The organism is Sphingobium sp. RAC03, from assembly GCF_001713415.1.
In the GTDB taxonomy this organism is placed as follows: Bacteria; Pseudomonadota; Alphaproteobacteria; order Sphingomonadales; family Sphingomonadaceae; genus Sphingobium.
Genome location: NZ_CP016456.1, coordinates 1,707,890 through 1,721,482 on the forward strand (window position 1 = coordinate 1,707,890; position 13,593 = coordinate 1,721,482).

Annotated in this window: 14 protein-coding genes; 1 reads left to right on the plus strand and 13 read right to left on the minus strand. The window is 67.1% G+C overall.

Going from position 1 to position 13,593, the window contains the following annotated elements:
- Positions 1-12: 12 nt before the first annotated feature.
- From pheT to rpmI, 6 genes are all read right to left on the minus strand, one after another.
- Complete coding sequence (gene pheT / locus BSY17_RS12805) at positions 13-2,430, minus strand: phenylalanine--tRNA ligase subunit beta (protein WP_069065790.1); 2,418 nt, start codon at positions 2,428-2,430, stop codon at positions 13-15.
- On the minus strand, positions 2,427-3,518 hold the full coding sequence (gene pheS / locus BSY17_RS12810) for a phenylalanine--tRNA ligase subunit alpha (RefSeq protein ID WP_069065791.1): 1,092 nt from the start codon (positions 3,516-3,518) through the stop codon (positions 2,427-2,429). The genes pheT and pheS overlap by 4 nt, the downstream gene beginning before the upstream one ends.
- A gap of 51 nt (positions 3,519-3,569) precedes the next feature.
- On the minus strand, positions 3,570-3,905 hold the full coding sequence (locus BSY17_RS12815; RefSeq protein WP_069065792.1) for a GIY-YIG nuclease family protein: 336 nt from the start codon (positions 3,903-3,905) through the stop codon (positions 3,570-3,572).
- A 78-nt stretch (positions 3,906-3,983) separates the two neighbouring features.
- Complete coding sequence (locus BSY17_RS12820) at positions 3,984-4,598, minus strand: LysE family translocator (RefSeq protein ID WP_069065793.1); 615 nt, start codon at positions 4,596-4,598, stop codon at positions 3,984-3,986.
- A 216-nt stretch (positions 4,599-4,814) separates the two neighbouring features.
- On the minus strand, positions 4,815-5,177 hold the full coding sequence (gene rplT / locus BSY17_RS12825; protein ID WP_037474806.1) for a 50S ribosomal protein L20: 363 nt from the start codon (positions 5,175-5,177) through the stop codon (positions 4,815-4,817).
- 14 nt (positions 5,178-5,191) lie between these two features.
- Positions 5,192-5,395 carry a 50S ribosomal protein L35 gene (gene rpmI / locus BSY17_RS12830; protein ID WP_004208916.1) on the minus strand — a complete coding sequence of 68 codons (204 nt, stop codon included), beginning with the start codon at positions 5,393-5,395 and terminating at the stop codon, positions 5,192-5,194.
- A gap of 177 nt (positions 5,396-5,572) precedes the next feature.
- On the opposite strand from rpmI, the gene BSY17_RS12835 reads away from it, so the two are divergent.
- Positions 5,573-7,735 (plus strand): AsmA family protein, encoded by a 2,163-nt coding sequence (locus BSY17_RS12835; protein WP_069066959.1) that lies wholly within the window; start codon positions 5,573-5,575, stop codon positions 7,733-7,735.
- A gap of 255 nt (positions 7,736-7,990) precedes the next feature.
- On the opposite strand, the gene hisN is transcribed toward BSY17_RS12835, so the two are convergent.
- From hisN to cobT, 7 genes are read right to left on the minus strand one after another with little or no spacing between them, the layout of a single operon-like run.
- Positions 7,991-8,812, minus strand: coding sequence for a histidinol-phosphatase (hisN, locus tag BSY17_RS12840; RefSeq protein WP_069065794.1), 822 nt, complete (start codon positions 8,810-8,812; stop codon positions 7,991-7,993).
- Between the two features lie 11 nt (positions 8,813-8,823).
- Positions 8,824-9,375, minus strand: coding sequence for a bifunctional adenosylcobinamide kinase/adenosylcobinamide-phosphate guanylyltransferase (gene cobU / locus BSY17_RS12845; RefSeq protein ID WP_069065795.1), 552 nt, complete (start codon positions 9,373-9,375; stop codon positions 8,824-8,826).
- Between the two features lie 11 nt (positions 9,376-9,386).
- Positions 9,387-10,325, minus strand: coding sequence for an adenosylcobinamide-phosphate synthase CbiB (cbiB, locus tag BSY17_RS12850; RefSeq protein ID WP_069066960.1), 939 nt, complete (start codon positions 10,323-10,325; stop codon positions 9,387-9,389).
- Positions 10,318-11,295, minus strand: coding sequence for a threonine-phosphate decarboxylase (locus tag BSY17_RS12855; RefSeq protein WP_069065796.1), 978 nt, complete (start codon positions 11,293-11,295; stop codon positions 10,318-10,320). Before BSY17_RS12855 ends, cbiB begins: the two co-directional genes overlap by 8 nt.
- A complete protein-coding gene (gene cobS, locus BSY17_RS12860; protein ID WP_069065797.1) occupies positions 11,292-11,996 on the minus strand; it encodes an adenosylcobinamide-GDP ribazoletransferase in 705 nt (234 codons plus the stop codon). The genes BSY17_RS12855 and cobS overlap by 4 nt, the downstream gene beginning before the upstream one ends.
- On the minus strand, positions 11,993-12,562 hold the full coding sequence (locus tag BSY17_RS12865; RefSeq protein WP_069065798.1) for a histidine phosphatase family protein: 570 nt from the start codon (positions 12,560-12,562) through the stop codon (positions 11,993-11,995). Before BSY17_RS12865 ends, cobS begins: the two co-directional genes overlap by 4 nt.
- Positions 12,559-13,584: a nicotinate-nucleotide--dimethylbenzimidazole phosphoribosyltransferase gene (gene cobT / locus BSY17_RS12870; protein WP_069065799.1), complete on the minus strand. Its 1,026-nt coding sequence runs from the start codon at positions 13,582-13,584 to the stop codon at positions 12,559-12,561. The genes BSY17_RS12865 and cobT overlap by 4 nt, the downstream gene beginning before the upstream one ends.
- Positions 13,585-13,593 lie beyond the last annotated feature (9 nt).

Here is a 13,593-nt window from a genome sequence, read left to right on the forward strand (position 1 = left end):
CGGTCTCGTTATTTACCCCCGCAGGACGCCGCCCAGCTTCTGGGCGGCTTTCACGATAGCGGCGCTGATCGCGTCGAGATCGTCCTGGGTGAAGCTCTTGTCGCCGGGCTGTAGCGTGACTTCGATGGCGAGGCTCTTATGCCCCTCCTCGACGCCCGGTCCGGTGAAGACATCGAACAAGCGGGCATCGACGATTGCCTTCTTGTCCGCGCCCTTGACTGCGCGGACCAGCGCGTCGGCTTCCTGCTGCTCCGGCACGACGAAGGCGAAATCGCGCTTCACCGCCTGGAGCGCAGGCGGCGCGTAGGGCGCGCGCATGAAGCCCGATTTGCGCTTGCCCGGAATGGCATCGAGGAAGATTTCGCCCGCAACCACCGTGCCGCTCAGGCCGAACTGCTTGGCGAGGGCCGGGTGCAGCACGCCATATTCGGCCAGAACCGCCTTGGGGCCAAGGCGCAGCGTGCCTGACTGGCCGGGATGATAGGCACCCGAAGCCTCACCGAAATTCTGCAGATTGGCGACCGGCGCGCCCGCCGCCGCGAGCAGGGCGACGACTTCGCCCTTGGCATCGAAGGCGGAGAAAGCCTGCGCCTTGCCGGTCTGCCAGCCGCGCGGCGATTGATCGCCCGCCAGCACGAAGCCGACCGTCGCGCGCTCGCCCTGCTTGAAATAGCGTCGGCCAAGCTCGAACAAGCGTACCGACGAGGCACCACGATCCATGTTGCGGCGGGTTGCGGACAGCAGGCCGGGCAGCAGCGAGGGCCGCATGACCTTGAGGTCTTCGGAGATTGGGTTGGCCAGCACCCAGTCGCCGCCGCCGACCGATGCGGCTTCTTTTTCGGAGAGGAAGGACCAGTTGATCGCTTCGGAGAGGCCGCGCGCGGCGGCGGTGCGGCGCACGCGGCGTTCGACCAGCTGTTCGGGCGTGGCGGTGGGGCGGGCGACGCCCGGCACGCGCGGCAGCGGGGTGGAGGGCACATGGTCCAGCCCGACGATGCGCACCACCTCCTCGACCAGATCGGGCCAGCCATCGACGTCGCGGCGCCAGCTGGGGACGGTGACCGCCCAATAGCCGGGCAGGCTGACGGGCATGCCATCCTGATAATCGAAGCTCACCGCTTCGCCGGTGACGGTGAAGCCCAGATTGGTCAGGATGCGCTTCTGTTCGTCGGCGGGGACATCGACACCGGCCAGCGCCAGGCACTGGTCGGGATCATAGTCGATGATCTTGGGGGTGAGCGGCGGGCTGCCCGCGCGCGTCGGTTCGCTGGCGGTGCCGCCGCACAGATGGATGACCAGGCTGGTGGCGATCGACAGGCCATCGTCGAGGAAGGCGGGATCGACCCCGCGTTCGAAGCGGCCGCGCGCGTCGGAGGTGAGGGTCAGTTTCTGCCCCGTCATCGCGATCCGTTCGGGCGTGAAATAGGCGCATTCGATCAGCACGTCGGTCGTGCCATCCTGCGCGCCGGAATGTTCGCCGCCCATGATGCCGCCAATGTCGTGGACCGCTGCATCGTCGGCGATGACGGTCATCGTGTCATCGACGGTGTAGGTCTTGCCGTTGAGCGCCAGCACTTGCTCGCCCGCCTTGCCCTTGCGCGCGACCAGGCCGCCCTTGAGGCTGGCCATGTCATAGACGTGCAGCGGTCGGCCAAGGTCGATCATGATATAGTTGGTGATGTCGACCAGGGTGCTGATCGGCTTCTGGCCAATGGCCTTCAACCGCCGCGCCATCCATTCGGGCGACTGGCCGTTGGTGACGCCGCGCACGGTGCGCGCGTAGAAGGCGGGGCAGCCTTCGGCATCGTCGGTGCGCACGTCCGGGCCGGGGCCGACGCCGACGATCGGCGGCACGATCAGCGCGTTGAGCGTGCCGAGGCCAGCAGCAGCCAGATCGCGGGCGATGCCGCGCACGCCCATGCAATCCTGGCGATTGGGGGTGATCGACACGTCGATGACCGGATCATTGAGGCCCGCCCAGTCGGCATAGACCTGCCCCACCGGTGCGTCGCCAGGCAGTTCGATGATGCCGTCATGATCGTCGCCCAGTTCCAGCTCGCGCGAGGAACACATCATGCCATTGGAATCGACGCCGCGAATCGCGGTCTTTTTCAGCACCATGCCATTGGACGGCACGACCGCGCCCTCCGTCCCGAACACGCCGACCAGCCCTGCGCGCGCATTGGGCGCGCCGCATACGACCTGCAACGGGGTGCCGTCGCCCTGATCGACGGTCAGCACCTGCAGCTTGTCGGCCTGCGGATGGGGATCGGCGGTCAGCACGCGCGCGATTTTGAACGCCGCGAGCTTTTCGGCGGGGTTGTCGACGCCGTCCACCTCCAGGCCGATGGCGTTGAGCTTCTTGAGGATCGTCGCCAGGTCGGCATCGGTGGCGAGATGCGTCTTGAGCCAGCTGAGCGTGAACTTCATGCGCCGACTCCTCCGCTGAGCGTGGGCACGTCGAGCGCGGAGAAGCCATAATGTTTGAGCCAGCGCAGGTCGCCGTCGAAGAAGGCACGCAAGTCGTTCATCCCATATTTGAGCATGGCAAGTCGGTCGACCCCGGTGCCGAAGGCGAAGCCCTGCCACTCGTCGGGGTTCAGGCCACAGCTTTCGATCACGCGGCGATTGACCATGCCGCTGCCCAGCACTTCGAGCCAGCCGCCATCGGGCGCATCGCCGTCGCCGCCGATGACACGCTGGCCATTGGTGAGTGCATAGCCGACATCGACCTCGACCGAGGGTTCGGTGAAGGGGAAGTAGCTGGGGCGCAGGCGCAGGACGATATCCTCGCGCTCGAAAAAGGCCTTGAGGAAGGTTTCCAGCGTCCATTTCAGGTGACCGAGCGTGATGCCCTTGTCGATGACGAGGCCCTCGATCTGGTGGAACATCGGCGTGTGGGTGGCGTCGGAGTCACTGCGATAGACGCGGCCGGGCGCGATGATGCGGATCGGCGGGGGCGTCGTCATCATCGTGCGGATCTGGACCGGGGAGGTATGGGTACGCAGCAGCATCCGCTTCTGCCCTTCCTCGTCCGGGAAATAGAAGGTGTCGTGCATCGCGCGCGCCGGATGGGTTTCGGGGATGTTGAGCGCGGTGAAATTATGCCAGTCGTCCTCGATCTCCGGCCCGGTGGCGACGGAGAAGCCCAGATCGGCGAAGATCTCGGCCAGTTCGTCCATCACTTGGGCGACCGGGTGGACGCTGCCTTGCGGCCCCACATCGGCGGGCAGGGTCATGTCGATCTTTTCCGACGCCAGGCGCGCGTCGAGCGCGGCGCTTTCGAGCGCAGCCTTGCGCGCGGCAATGGCGGCGGTGACGGATTCGCGCAGATCCTGGATCGGCGGGCCTTGTTCCAGCCGCTCCTGCGGCGACATGCCCCCCAGCGTCTTGAGCAGGCCGGTGATGACCCCATTCTTGCCCAACGCCCCAACCCGCAACGCCTCCACCGCGTCCGGCGTATCGGCGGCGTCGATGTCGGCGATCAGCCCGGCTTTCAATGCGCTTATTTCAGTCATCTACTGTCATTCCCGCGAAGGCGGGAATCCATCTCCCCGCCTGTCCAAATGTCATGGCGCTCCATCGATGCGCCGACTTTCCAAGGGATCAAATCCCAGATCGACCGCTAAATCTCTCCAATCGGGATTAGCTTGCTCAATCAGGTTGATTTTCCATGGCCTGTTCCACTTCTTGATCTGCTTTTCACGTCGGATCGCCTCTTCCATCGATCCACCGCTTTGAAACCAGACCAGTCGCTGGATGCCGTAGTCTTTTGCGAAGCCATCGATCAAGCCCGAACGATGCTGATAGAGGCGTTGGAGCAGGTTTGAGGTGACGCCGACGTATAAAGTGCCGTTTCTGTGGCTTGCCAATATGTAGACGGTGGGATCGAAGTCGCGTTGCATCGGCTAGGCCCGGAGATGGATTCCCGCCTTCGCGGGAATGACAAAGTGAGAGGCGGGATGACGGACTGAGAGCTTAACCTACGCCCGTGCCCCCAGCAACGCGCCGCCGAAGCCGATGAACATGACGCCGGTCGCGCGGTTGAAGAGGCGTTGGCGGTTGGCGGGGGCGAGCCAGCGGGCGAGGCGGAGGCCGCCGAGTGCATAGACGCTGTACCAGAAACTCTCGATCACCACGAAGGTCAGCACCAGGATGGTGAGCTGGACGCCGAAGGGGCGGTCGGTGTCGATGAACTGGGGGAAGAGCGCGGCGGCGAAGATGATGAGCTTGGGGTTGGAGAGGCCCGTGAGCAGGCCGGTGGCGAAGAGGGCGTGGTGCGAACGGGCGGGCACGGTAGCAGCGGCTGCGCCGACCGGCGCGCGCCAGGCCTTTATCCCCAGCCAGACGAGATAGGCGACGCCGGCATAGCGCAGTATGTCGAACAGCCGCGGCGAGGTTTTGAGCAGCGCGCCAAGGCCCAGCGCCGAAGCGGCGAGGCACAGCAGCACCGCGCTCATCAGCCCCGCCATCGTCGCCATCGCCTTGCGCGGGCCGTGCTGAATGCTCTGCGTCATCACATGCAGCATGTTCGGCCCCGGCGTGGCGGAGATGAGGAAGACGGCGGTGACATAAAGCCACCAGAGATGCAGCGACATGGGGTGGTCCTCAGAGCGACTCCCTCTTCCGTTCGCTTCGAGCGAAGTCGAGAAGCCGATAGCATAGGGCAGGTATGGCTTTGCCGAGGTTGGTTCGGTCCCGTTTCTCGACTTCGCTCGAAACGAACGGATGTCCTACAGTCCGCTAGACAAACAAAAAGGGCGCCGGAAGCATCTGCCCCGGCGCCCTTTTGACGATCTTGCGACCGATCGGCCTTAGGCTGCGGGCAGGGCAGCCTTGGCTTGGGCGATGATGGCGCTGAACGCCTCGCCTTCGTGCATCGCGATGTCGGCCAGAACCTTGCGGTCCAGCTGCACACCGGCGAGCTTCAAGCCATGCATGAACTGCGAATAGGTCAGGCCTTCAGCGCGGACACCCGCGTTGATGCGCTGAATCCACAGGCCACGGAAGCTGCGCTTCTTAACCTTGCGATCGCGATAAGCGTACTGGCCGGCCTTTTCGACGGCCTGACGGGCGATACGGATGGTATTCTTGCGACGGCCATAATAGCCCTTCGCCTGTACCAGAAGCCGCTTATGCTTGGCGCGGGTGGTTACACCCCGTTTTACGCGTGCCATATGTCCCTTACTCCTTACTTGAGGCCGTAGGGCGCCCAGAGGCGGACGTGAGCCACGTCGGCATCGGACAGCACGGAAGTACCACGGTTCTGGCGAATATATTTGGCGTTATGGCTGATCAGACGGTGACGCTTGCCAGCGACGCCGTGCTTGACCTTGCCGGAAGCGGTGAACTTGAAGCGCTTCTTCACACCGCTCTTGGTCTTGAGCTTGGGCATTTTCGTCTCCTTTGCGTAGCGCGACGATTACAGACAGCCCCGGCAGCCCTAGTTAGCCGGGCGGTCCCACTGAATATCGCGAAGGGCGCGCCATAAGGGGCGGCCGGGGAAAAGGCAAGCGATTCGCGTTTTGGGGGTCGCGGGAGCCATTTGACGGGCTGGGGCGTTGAGCGCGCGATGGTCGATGCTGAGCCCGAAATGACAGAGCGGCCGACGGCCGGGCGCGGCGCGGCCGTGCGTCATCATGCGACGCGGGCGCGCGAGCGGTGGCGCCGATTGCCGCTGCCGGTGAAGATCCTGCTTGGCATCCTGGGCTTCTTCTTTGCGATCTGGTTGATCCTGTTCATCACCAAGGGGCGCTTCCTCAAACGGCCATTCGAGCAGATCGTCGGCAGCCAGCTGGAACGCGACGTGCGCGTGGGCGGCGATTTCCAGCTCTATTTCGCGCCCTTCTCCATCAAGCTGCTGGCGGAAAAGGCGCGCATCGCCAACCTGCCCTGGGCGAGCCAGCCCGACCTGTTCCGCGCCGACCTGATCGACGCGCGGATCGCGCCGTTCAGCCTGATCCTCGGCGACCGGGCGCGCCTGTCGTGGCTGGAACTGCGCAACGGTGCGGTGGACCTGGAATGGTCGCGCGATCACAAGCAGAATACATGGACGCTGGGCGACCCGAATTCGGATGGCGAGCCGATGACATGGCCGTTGATCCGGCAGGCGCGGCTGGCGGGGACGACGTTGCGCTATCGTGATCCGCAGATGCAATTGAACGCCGATATTGGCTTCGAGACGGTGCAGGCGAAAGATACACGCTTTGCGAGCGACGTCCGGCTGTCGGGCACGGGCAGCATGCGCGGCAAGCCGTTCGACCTCAAGGGCAGCCTCTTGTCCCCCAACGCCACGGTGTCGGGCGGCAAGAACAGCCTGGTGCTGCGCGCGGAGGCAGGCGCGACGGTGGTGGATGTCACCGGCACGCTGCGCGGCGCGACCGAATTGGAGGGCAGCGACCTGCAATTGGTGACGCGCGGGCCGAACCTCAGCCAACTGTTCGATTTTCTGGGCGCGGCGATTCCCGATACGCGCCGCTATCGCTTTACCTCGGCGCTGACCAAGGTGGGCGACGAGTGGCGTTTCACCCGGTTGAAGGGGCGGTTTGGCGATAGCGACCTGACCGGGCGCTTCACCGCGTCGCTGCCCAAGGGGCGCTTGCTGTTGACCGCGGACCTGGCGACCCAGACGCTCGACATCATCGATGTCGCGCCCTTCTTCGGCTATGATCCGGCCAAGATCGAGCAGCAGGGCGCGGCTGGCGCGATCGAGACGGTGCAGGGCACGCCGCGCGTCCTGCCCGACACGCCGTTGCGGGTCGAGGCGATCCGCAATTTCGATGCGAAGGTGCAATATAAGGTCAAGCGCGTGCGGGCAGACTATGTCCCCATTTCCGATATCGACCTGTCACTGAAGCTGGATCGTAGCGTGTTGACGCTGTCGCCGCTGACGTTCGCCATGTCGGGTGGACAGGTCGCGTCGGATATCGAGATCAACGCGCGCGGCGCGCCGGTGCGGACGACCTATGACATTCGGCTGGCCCCGACGCCGATGGGCACGCTGCTGGCGCGCTGGGGCGTCGAGCAATCGGGCACCACCGGCACGATCAAGGGCCGGATACAGATGACGGGCCTTGGCGATACGCTGCATGATTCGCTGGCGACATCGAACGGGCGGATCGCGGTGATCCTGCCAGCGGGCACGATGTGGGCGCGCAATGTGCAATTGTCGGAACTCGACATCGGCACTTTCGCGACCAAGATGTTCGCGGGCAAGCTCAAGGAGCCGGTGCAGATCAATTGCGGGCTGATCGCCTTTACCGTGCGCAATGGCGTGGCGGCGGCGGACCCGATCCTCATTGATACGAAGAAGAATGTCATGATCGGGCGCGGCGGATTTTCGTTCCGTAACGAGAGTTTGGATATCGCCTTCCGCGCGGACAGCAAGAAGATCAGCCTGTTTTCCGGCCAGTCGCCGATCGGCATCAACGGCTATTTCGCCAGGCCCGGCATGGCGGTCGTCAGCCCCGAACTGATGGCGCGCGGCGGGGCGGCTTTGGGATTGGCGGTGGTCGGAACGCCACTGGCCGCCGTGCTGGCCTTTGCCGATGTGGGCGATGCCAAGGGCGCGGCCTGCGGGCCGATCCTGTCCGGCGCCAATGCAGTGGCGCAGCGCACCAAGCGCGGCAATCCCCGCGATGATGTCGGCCAAGGCACGACCGCGAAGGACGAAAAGGGCGAAGGCAGCAAGAGCGAGCAGAAGAGCCAGAAGAAGAAGTTTCTGGGGATTTTTTGAGGGGGCTGGGAGGGGCTTTGTGCCAAGTCCCTATCATACCGTTCGTCCTGAGTAGCCATTGAGCGAAGTCGAAATGGCGTATCGAAGGATCAGGCGCTGCGCATAATGCTTCGATACGGGTCTTCGACTTCGCTCATCCCCTACTCAGCACGAACGGAGTGGTTATGCGGGCATAGTCAGTGGGCTGGGCAACTGCCCCAGCGCGGACGCTCGGCTGCACCTCGCTCCCCCTCCCCACCGGGGAAGGAGGCAAATTTAATGGTCGTGATCGTGACCATGATCGTGCGGGGTGCTGGCGAGGGCTTCGAGCACATCTTCCAGTCGGGCGGGGTCGCCGAGCGCCAGGACATGGCCGTCGCTGTCCGCCGTCAGCGGTTCGCCATTCCAGTCGCACATCAGGCCGCCTGCACCTTCGACCACCGGCACCAACGCGGCGAAATCATAGCTTTGCAGGCCCGATTCGATGACGATGTCGAGGAAGCCCGACGCGAGCAGGCCGTAATTATAGCAATCGCCGCCATAGACCGGCCCCTGACGCGGGGCACCGCCGGAGACGGCCGCGACCAGCGCCATATAATGGGGCACGTCGCCATCGGCGAAGAGGTGCGGGCTGGTGGTGGCGATGCCCGCGCCCTCCAGCGCGCGGCAGGCGCGGGTGCGGATCGGCTGGCCGTTGAAGGTCGTGGGCTGGCCGGACATGCCCGCCCAGCGTTCGCGCGCGATCGGCTGGTCGATGAGGCCGATGGTCGGCCACCCCCCTTGCGTCAGCGCGATCAGCGTGCCGAAGATCGGCCGCCCGGCGATGAAGCTGCGGGTGCCGTCGATCGGGTCGAGAATCCAGACCCGTTCCGCATCCTCGCGCACTGATCCATATTCCTCGCCGATGATGCCGTCGCCGGGCCGTTCCTTTTCCAAGATCGCGCGGATCGCGGCTTCGGCGGCGCGGTCGGCCTCGGTCACGGGCGACTTGTCGGCCTTTAGTTCCATGTCGTAGCGGGCGCGGAAAAAGGGGCGGATGGCTTCGCCCGCCGCATCGGCGAGGCGGTTGGCCAGGGTCAAGTCGTCGCGGGTTGTCATGGCATGATCGCCTAGCCGGTTGCGCCCGGTTGCGCCAGAGGGGCAGCCCCCTTGAGCGTCAGCGGCAGGCCTGCGGCGAGGAACTGGACTTCGCGCACGGTGGCGGCGACCCGTTGGTTGAGCAGGCCTGCCGCATCGCGGAAGCGGCGGGCGAGCGCATTGTCGGGCACGATGCCGAGGCCCACTTCATTGGCGACGAGGATGATCGGGCCGGGCGCGGCGGCGATGGCGGCGACCAGATCGTCGGTCGCGGCGTCGATGTCTTGGTCGGCGAGCAGCAGGTTCGACGTCCAGAGCGTGAGGCAATCGATGAGCAGCACGCGGCGCGGCGCGGCGTGGGTGCGGATCGATTCCGCCAATGCCATCGGCGCTTCGACCGTCTGCCACAGGGCATCACGATCCTGCTGGTGGCGGGCGATGCGGTCGAGCATTTCGTCGTCAAAGGCTTGGGCCGTGGCGATGAAGCAGCGGTCGAGGCCGGTCGCTTCGGCGCGCGCCTGCGCATAGCGGCTCTTGCCCGATCGCGCGCCGCCCAGCACCAGTAGGCTGTGAACAGGGGTCATATCCGTCTCCCTCATGCAAACCAGGCCCATAGGCCAGCGATCAGCCAGAGCAACAGGCTGGCGCGAATGGTGATGCGCAGCGCTTGGTCGATGTCGCGCGCATCAGCCTGCGTGCGGCCATCGCCGATCCAGGCTTTGGGCAGGGCGATGCCATCATAGACGATCGGCCCGGCGAGGCGCAGGCCCAAGGCACCCGCCATCGCCGCTTCGGTCCAGCCCGCATTGGGGGAGGCATGGGCGCGCGCGTCGCGCCGCAGGATGCGCCATCCGCCGCCGCCCGCGATGCAGATCAACGCGCCGCCGATCCGCGCGGGCAGCAGGTTGAGCAGATCGTCGCTGCGCGCCGCCGCCCAGCCGAACGCCCGCCAGCGCGGCTCGCGATGGCCGATCAGGCTGTCGGCGGTGTTGATCGCTTTATAGGCCCAGACGCCGGGCAGGCCGAGCAGCAACAGCCAGAAGAGCGGCGCGGCGATGCCGTCGCAGAAGCTTTCGGCCAGGCTTTCGATCGCGGCGCGGGCGACGCCGCTGGCATCGAGCGCATCGGTATCGCGGCCGACGATGCGGGCGACCTGCTGGCGGGCAAGGGGCAGGTCGTCAGCGGCCTGCGCCTGCGCCACGGCGCGGACATGGTCGAACAGGCTGCGCTGGGCGAGCGCGGGAAAGGCGAGCAGGGCGAGGAGCGGCCAGCCATAGGGGCCGCACAGGCGCAGGAGGACGGTCTGGATGATCCAGCCGCCACCCGCCGCGACGATCAGGAGTAGCAGGACCGTGGCGATGCCGAGTGTGCGGCGGGTGGCGTCAGGCCATTGGTGGCGGTTCCAGCGCGCCTCGCAAGTGTCGATGAGGCGCGCGAAGAGCCCGACCGGGTGGCCGATCCGCGCATAAAGCCAGGCGGGCCAGCCGATCGCGGCGTCGAGCATCAGCGCGACGAGCGCGACCGGCTCAGCCATGGCGCAGCGCCGCTTCGAGCCGGTCGCAGGCAGCGGCATCGGCGGGCAGGCCGATGCGCAGCCAGCGGGGTTGCTCGGTGAAGGGGCGGGTCAGGATGGCGCGGCGGGCGAGACGGTCGAACAAGGCAGGGGCGTCGTCGGCTTCGATCAGGCGGAAGAGGGGGCAGGTGCCGATCGGGTGGTAGCCGCAGCGGATCAGCAGCGCGTCGAGGGCGGACGCCTGTTGTCCAAGCCGCTGGCGGGTGGCGGCGATCCAGGGCTGGTCGCGATAAGCGGCCGTGCCGATGGCGATGACCGGCGCGGAAATGGGCCAGGCTCCGAGCTTGCGGCGGACGGCGGCGAGGATGGCGGGCGGGCCGATCAAAAAGCCGAGCCGCACGCCCGCTAGCCCGAAAAATTTGCCGAAGGAGCGGAAGACCAGCAGGCGGCGGTCTTCACCTACCTGATCGGCAAAGCTGATCGCCGGGTCGGTGTCGGCAAAGGCTTCGTCAAGGACCAGCCAGCCTTCGCCGCGCCGCGCGAGCAGGTCGTGCAGTGCGGGGCGATCGAAGCGATGGCCGTCGGGATTGTTGGGGTTGGCGAGGATCAGCGTTTGGTCATCGGCCTCGGCCAGATCGGCGCGGCCAAGCGGCGTGCTGCCCTCGATCATCTCGCCATGGGTGCGATAGGCAGGCGCGATATGGCAGGCGGGGCCGGACAGCAGGTCGCCGATCAGGCGCAGGCCGATCTCGGTGCCGGGCAGGGCGCAGACATGCGTGGGATCGACGCCGACATGCGCCGCGGCGGCGGCTTCGAGCGCGCGCAGGGCCGCGTCATCGGGCAAGCGCGCCCAGTCGATCGCCAGCGGCGGGATGGGCCAGGGTTGCGGGTTGATGCCGGTCGACACGTCGATCCAGGGCGCATCGCCCTCCCCGAAATAGGCGCGCGCCGCACCAAGCCCGCCGCCATGCCAGTGCCAGCGGTCGATCATAGCAGCACCGCCAGCAGCAGGCCGCTTTCGACAAGTTCGATGCCCGCGCCATGGCCGTCGCCCGAAATGCCGCCGATCCGGTGCCGCAGCCACAGGCCCCAGCCGAGCATCAGCACCGGCGCGGCGAGCAGGCCGGGCACCCACCAGCAGGCGAGTAGCCAGGCGGCGGCCCAGAGCGCGAGATCGACCGGGCGGATTGCGCCGCGAAAGGCGGTGCCGAGGCCTTCGTGCAGCGGCGGGAGCAGGCGGGTCCACCACAGCGGCGCGATCCGCGCGGCGAAGGGGATCAGGATCAGCGCGGCGAGAGGCGCGCGATCGATGAGGGCATGGAGCAGGACCAGCTTGGCGATAAGCTGGAGCGCGATCACGACGACGCCGAAGCTGCCGACATGGGGGTCGGAGAGGACCGCGCGCAGGCGATCCTTGTCCTTATGCGCAGCACCAGCCGCATCGGCCATGTCGCCCAGCCCGTCGAGATGCAGCGCCCCGGTCAGCCCGACCCAGGCGATGAGGCCGAGCAATGCGCCGACCCAGGGGTCGATCCGCGCCCCCGCCCCGCAGGCGGCGGCGATCAGCGCGCCGAGGATCAGGCCGACGACCGGGAACCACCGCATCGACCGGGCGAAATCCTGCGCCGAGGCGGTGACGCGCGGCATCGGCAGGCGGGTGAGGAACTGGAGCGCGATGATCAGCCCCTTCATGGATGCAGGCCGATGATCTGCGCGGCAGGCTGCGGACCGGGCCACAGGCGCAACGAGAGCAAAGACGCATAAGGCAGGTCGAACGCCCAGCTTTGCGCGGGCGTCAGGCCGCAATGATGGGCGATGGCCGCGCGCATCGCGCCGCCATGGGTGAGGATGAGGGTGGAGTCGGCGGTCAGCGCGGCGGTGGCGGCGGCGACGCGATCGACCAGCATCGACCAGCGCTCGCCGCCCGGTGGCGGGCTGGCGTCGGGATCGGCATGGAAGCGGGCAAAGGCCTGCGCGGGGACGGCGGATGGGGCGAGGCCATCCCAGGCCCCGAAATCCAACTCACGCCAGCGCGGGTCGAGCAGCACGGGCATGCCATGGTCGCGGCCGATGGCGTCGGCGGCGGCGCTGGCGCGGGTGAGGTCGGAACTGATGATCGCGGTCATGCCAAGGCCCGTGGCGCGGGCGCGACAGGCGTCGATCCCGGCCAACGTCGGCTTGCCATCGGTGCGGCCCATCAGCAGGCCGGGCGTGTCGGGCGCGCCATGGCGCAGCAGATGGAGCAGCCGGGGCGTCATGCCGCGCCCGACACGCCGGCCTGCGCGAAGGTCGCCATCTGGGCATGGGCGGCGAGCGCGGACCGCACGATATTGGCCGCCACAGCCGCGCCGCTACCTTCGCCCAGCCGCATGCCAAGCCGCAGCAGCGGATCAAGGCCAAGCTGGCGGAGCAGCCGGTCATGGCCGGGTTCAGCCGAACAATGGCCCGCGATGCAATGGTCAACGATGGCGGGATAAGCGGCGGCAAGCGGGGCGATGGCCGCGCCGCTGATGAAGCCATCCAGCATCACCGGGATGCGCCATTGCCGGGCGCGCAGCGCTGCGCCCGCCATCGCCGCAATCTCTCGCCCGCCGACGCGGCGCAACGTTTCGAACGGGGTCAGCGGCGCATCCGCATGGAAGGCCAACGCCCGGTCGATTACGGCGATCTTGCGGGCGATGCCGCCGGCATCGACGCCGGTGCCTGGTCCCACCCAATCGGCCGCGCTGCCCCCCAGGCTGCGCGCAGCAAGCGCGGCGGCGGCGGTCGAATTGCCGATGCCCATTTCGCCGAGCAGAACGAGGTCGAGGCCCGGCTCCACCGCCGCCGCGCCGATCGCCAGCGCCGCGAGGCAGTCCGCCTCGCTCATGGCCGCGCCTTGCGTGAAATCGTCCGTCGGTCGGTCGAGGTCGATCGGCACGACGCGCAGGTCGAGGCCCGCAGCATCGGCCAGCGCGTTGATCGCAGCACCGCCAGCATTGAAATTGGCGACCATCTGCGCGGTGACGGCGGCGGGAAAGGCGCTGACGCCATGGACGGTGACGCCATGATTGCCCGCGAAGATCAGCACCCGGCCCTGGTCGAGCGCGGGGATCGCCTGCCCCTGCCACCCGGCAAAGAACAGCGCGAGTTGCTCCAGCCGCGCGAGCGATCCGCCGGGCTTGGTCAGTTGCGCCTGCCGCGCGGCGGCGGCGGCGATCGCATCCGTGTCGGGACCGGGCAGCGCGCGCAGGGCGGCGTCGAAGTCGGCGGGGTTGGACCAGAGGGCGGCTTGGGGCATCTTATTCTC